Source organism: Bradyrhizobium sp. (assembly GCF_049798375.1).
Classification (GTDB): Bacteria; Pseudomonadota; Alphaproteobacteria; order Rhizobiales; family Xanthobacteraceae; genus Bradyrhizobium.
Genome location: NZ_JBARGP010000240.1, coordinates 1 through 3,830, shown reverse-complemented (window position 1 = coordinate 3,830; position 3,830 = coordinate 1). Strand labels below are relative to the sequence as shown.

Here is a 3,830-nt window from a genome sequence, read left to right as displayed (position 1 = left end):
TCGTCGACGCCTTCAACGCCACGGGCCTATCGGCGGAGGAAATCGACTGGTTCGTGCCGCACCAGGCCAACAAGCGCATCATCGACGCCTCCGCCCACAAGCTGCACATCGCGCCCGAGAAGGTGGTGCTGACCGTCGACCGTCACGGCAACACTTCGGCGGCCTCGATCCCGCTGGCGCTGGATGCCGCGGTCAAGGACGGCCGGATCAAGAAGGGTGATGTGGTGCTGCTCGAGGCCATGGGCGGCGGTTTCACCTGGGGTTCGGCGTTGCTGCGCTGGTGAGGCGCAATTATCTGACAAGCCTTTCGCATTGCAGCGTTTTTGAATCTGATTCTCCTCACAGTGCTGTTGACCGTTGCCCGTTAAGCCCTTAATTTCAGTGCCAAATTATTCGCCATGGTTTGGGGCAGGCGATGACGACAACGGGCAAAACAGTTACGCGCGTCGATCTCTGTGAGGCGGTCTACCAAAAAGTGGGGCTATCTCGAACGGAGTCCTCGGCATTCGTCGAGCTGGTACTGAAGGAGATCACGGATTGCCTCGAAAAGGGCGAGACCGTGAAGCTGTCTTCGTTCGGCTCGTTCATGGTGCGCAAGAAGGGTCAGCGGATCGGGCGTAATCCGAAGACCGGCACCGAGGTACCAATCTCTCCCCGCCGGGTCATGGTTTTCAAGCCGTCCGCAATCCTGAAGCAGCGGATCAATGGCCACGCGACCGGCAAGATCAATGGCGAGAGCGCCGAGCTAAGCCCCGAGCCGGAATGACGGGGCATGCCCGCGTCGTGGCCATCACGACGTCTGAAATAGTCCTGAGTTCCAAGTAGTTTCTTATCAGCACGATCGAAGGGAACGGGCATTTGGACAAGGCGCCGGATGCTTTTCGGACGATCAGCGAGGTCGCGCAGGAACTCGACATTCCGCAGCACGTGCTGCGCTTTTGGGAAACGCGCTTCTCCCAGATCAAGCCGATGAAGCGGAGCGGGGGCCGCCGCTATTACCGGCCAGACGACGTCGACCTGCTGAAGGGCATCCGTCGCCTGCTCTATGGCGAGGGCTACACGATCCGCGGCGTGCAGCGGATCCTCAAAGAGCACGGCATCAAATCAGTCCAGAGTCTCGCGGACAGTTCCGCAGCGGTCTCGTTCGGCGCACTGGAGGAGAAGGTCGGCCAAGCCCTGATGGAGGACGACCACGGCGAGGAGGGCGAGAGCGGAGCTGAGGACGAGTACGAGGGCTCCGAGGACGAGGGCATCGACTTCCGCTTCGTCGAGACCGAGGATGACATCCTGGAGACCTTCCGGGTCGGCACCCACCATAGCGCCAGCGCGGCGCCGAAGCCGGCCCCCGGCATGCGCCAGGAAGACCGCGACCGCCTGGAAGGCGCGCTCAAGGAACTGCTCGACTGCCGGCAATTGCTCGATCGCGCGATGAAGGAGGGGTAGGGCGGGAGCGTTGCGCGCCAATGGCCGGATCGCGCTGCAGGATCGAAGCTTTTCAGAGAAAATGGTCGGAGCGGCGGGATTCGAACCCACGACCCCTAGTCCCCCAGACTAGTGCGCTAACCGGGCTGCGCCACGCTCCGATGCCGTTCCCTTAGCCGCGATCCTGCCGCGACGCAAGGCGTCAACGCAGTCTTCCAAAGGGTGCTGCTCGTGTGCTGTTGGCTGGACGTCGGGCCCGCCGGACGTCCCCATCTGTCCTTCGCGATCCACGCCTCGACACGCTCGACCGGTATGCAGCCGGCAACCCTTCATGCCGCCGCAGTACGGACCTGTTGAGCGGCTTCCTGTGCCGGAGGTGTCGCGCCCGTCGCCTCGGCCGGATGGTCGCCGGGCGGGCCGACCAGGCAAGCGAAGCGTTCGCGCCAGGAGCGCGCGCGCCAGAGATCGCGGCCCAGCGCCCTCCATTCGTGAACCGCGATGACGAGCGGATTGTTGGAGCGTAGCGGCGTCACCAGGCCGTAGCGGCAGGGCAGGTCGTCGCGCTCGGCCACGAAGGTCCCGAACAGGCGGTCGAACACGATGAAGATGCCGCCGTAATTGCGGTCTAGATATTCCGCATTGGCGGCGTGGTGCACGCGATGGTGCGACGGCGTGTTGAGCACAGATTCGAGCCAGCCGAGCTTTGGAATCCATTCGGCGTGCAGCCAGAACTGATAGAGCAAATTGATCGCCGCCGCGACGAACACCGGGCCCGGCGCGAAGCCGAGCCAGATCATCGGAACATAGAAGATGGCCGCCCCGGTCAATCGGCCGGTCCAGCCGAACCGGTAGGCGGCGGCGAGATTGAACTCGTTCGAGGAATGATGGATCGCATGGGTTGCCCAGAACCAGCGCACGCGGTGGCTGCAGCGGTGGAACCAGTAGTAGCTGAAATCCTGCAGGATCACGAGCAGCACCACCGCGCTTACGCTGTCGAGCGGCACGGTGAACAGACGATGGCGCCAGGCAAAGCCGATCGCCGGCGTGGCGAGGCTGAGCGGCACGAACGCATAAACGAGGTATTCGCGGCCGAGCGCATCGGCCAGCGAGGCCAGATAAGCGCGCCAATTATAACTTCGCCGCATCACCCCGGCGAGCACGATGGCCTCCATCGTCGCGATCGCGATCACGGCTGGAAGGGCGAATTTGAGGATCTGGATGAGTTGCGACATGACGTTCTCCGTATCGGCGGGGACCGGCCCGCGGCTCGGAGCTTGCACATGCGAAATTCCCGCGGCGCGCCGATTTCGGAGCGCGGCTAGCCGAATTCGGCAAACGGCCAGTCCATTTCGGAATCGGTCAATGCTCGTTGGCTGGTCGTCCGCCAGCAGGCGCCGATTGCAGCTTTGACGGCGCCGGCACGGCATCGAGCCGGGCGCGTCGATACTCCGTCGGCGTGAGCCCGGTCTGCGCCTTGAAGGCCCGGTTGAACGGCCCGATCGAGCCGAAGCCGGCATCGAGCGCAATCGTCAGGATCGGCACCTCGGCTTGAGCGGGATCGCTCAGCGCGGCCTCGGCTTCCGCCAGGCGATAGCCGTTGACGAAGGTGCTGAAATTGCGGTGCCCGAGCTGCCCGTTGATCAGGCGGCGCAGCCGATATTCCGGAATGTCGAGCTTCTGTGACAGCGACGCAATGCTCAGGTCCTGCTCACGGTAGACCCTGTCATGTTCGATCAGCCTGCGAAGCGCTCCGACCAGCACCGCGTCAGGTTCGGTAGCCCCAGCGTAGGCAGGCGGTGCTGCTGTCGGCAGCTCGTTGTCGAGTGACGGCGTCGGCCCCGATGTAGCCGCGGCCGGCACGAATGGCTGTGCGGCCGACAGCAGCGAGCCCAGCACCGCGAACAGGAAGATCATCGCGACCAACCCGGCCGCATTGACCAGGCTGAACGGCGCGGCCGACAGGCCGCCCGGCCAAAGCCAGTCGGATGCGACGGTCAGCACCGTATACAGCGCGGTCGTCACCGCGAGCAGGATGCGAAACCGGCGACGGCCCTCCACCAAGTCGGTCGGCCGGCCAGCCAACGCATACCAGATGCCGAGCAGGACAAACGCCAGCAACAGCGCCGAATGCAGCACGGAGACCGGCGTGCGATGGATGAAGATTTCGACCGTTCCAAGCGTGGCGAGCACCAGCCAGGCGAGAGCATGGTACCAGCGCAGGCGAAATTCATCGACGAATATTGCCTCCATCGCGATCCAGAATGCGGCCGGCGTGCCGCAACTGAGCGCGTGAATCGGAAGTCTCCAGCCCAAGGCGAGGCTGCCGAAGCCGGGAGCCGACTCGACGACATAGGCGGCAATGCCCATCAGCAGCAGCGCAGACGTGCGGCTCACCGGATCGCTTGGCG

The 3,830-nt window shown here is 64.1% G+C and carries 5 protein-coding genes and 1 tRNA gene; 3 read left to right on the top strand and 3 right to left on the bottom strand.

Going from position 1 to position 3,830, the window contains the following annotated elements:
* The 3 genes from WA702_RS10305 to WA702_RS10295 form a co-directional block, all read left to right on the top strand.
* Positions 1-284, top strand: a 284-nt coding sequence (locus WA702_RS10305; RefSeq protein ID WP_425110413.1) for a 3-oxoacyl-[acyl-carrier-protein] synthase III C-terminal domain-containing protein, incomplete at its 5' end; no start/stop codon positions are given.
* A gap of 131 nt (positions 285-415) precedes the next feature.
* A complete protein-coding gene (locus tag WA702_RS10300) occupies positions 416-766 on the top strand; it encodes an integration host factor subunit alpha (RefSeq protein ID WP_425110412.1) in 351 nt (116 codons plus the stop codon).
* 92 nt (positions 767-858) lie between these two features.
* On the top strand, positions 859-1,443 hold the full coding sequence (locus tag WA702_RS10295; RefSeq protein WP_425110411.1) for a MerR family transcriptional regulator: 585 nt from the start codon (positions 859-861) through the stop codon (positions 1,441-1,443).
* 62 nt (positions 1,444-1,505) lie between these two features.
* Here WA702_RS10295 and WA702_RS10290 read toward each other — a convergent pair.
* The 3 genes from WA702_RS10290 to WA702_RS10280 all read right to left on the bottom strand — a co-directional run.
* Positions 1,506-1,583 (bottom strand) — tRNA-Pro (locus WA702_RS10290).
* A gap of 168 nt (positions 1,584-1,751) precedes the next feature.
* Entirely contained in the window at positions 1,752-2,654 is a 903-nt protein-coding gene (locus WA702_RS10285; RefSeq protein WP_425110410.1) for a sterol desaturase family protein, read from the bottom strand.
* Between the two features lie 127 nt (positions 2,655-2,781).
* On the bottom strand, positions 2,782-3,830 hold a 1,049-nt coding region (locus WA702_RS10280; protein WP_425110409.1), incomplete at its 5' end, for a helix-turn-helix domain-containing protein.